Raw genomic sequence first — 572 nt, 5'->3', positions numbered from 1 at the left:
CTTTCATTCCCTGCTATTAGTCCAGCCATAACGGGACTTTTTGCTGTTATCCAACTCATTGATAATGATAACATGGAATTAAATGCAGCCAATGTCAATCCTATTTTACCTGCCTCAATAGCGCCTTGATGAGCAAACAGCATCGGGTTAAAAAGTTGAAAAATAAAATAACCACTTAACCAACTGAGCGCAATCTTCCATTGAAATGGGAATATTTCTTTTCTCCATGAAATCTTGCTAGTTGCAGAATAGCTATCGTTTTTAAATAGCAATGCCCTATACTTCTTAAGCACCCAGATGAGAGATATTAACGCTGCGGTCCCACTAATTACAGGTGTTGCTATTAACCCATATCCTGATAGTAAAAGTATAATTAGAGTTGCATATCCTAAAAATGATTGGGCAAGTCTGATAGAAGCAACCTGTCCTACAAACCCCATACCTTCAAGTACAGCTAAAAATGGGCTAACAAAAAGGTTAATAGATGAAAAAAAGACTAATAATATCCAAGCAGGGAGCCATTTACTAAATGATAGTTCTCCTGTTGTATGAAAAAAATAAATTCCCGATAA

The 572-nt window shown here is 36.2% G+C and carries 1 pseudogene; it reads right to left on the bottom strand.

What is annotated here, in order from left to right:
• Positions 1-572, bottom strand: a pseudogene (locus V1952_RS22425) (hypothetical protein); the annotation flags it as partial.

The sequence above is a fragment of the Yersinia sp. 2542 StPb PI genome (genome assembly GCF_048593855.1).
In the GTDB taxonomy this organism is placed as follows: domain Bacteria; phylum Pseudomonadota; class Gammaproteobacteria; order Enterobacterales; family Enterobacteriaceae; genus Yersinia; species Yersinia enterocolitica_E.
Note: the sequence above shows the minus strand (reverse complement) of the source record. Positions and strands in the feature narration are given on the sequence as shown.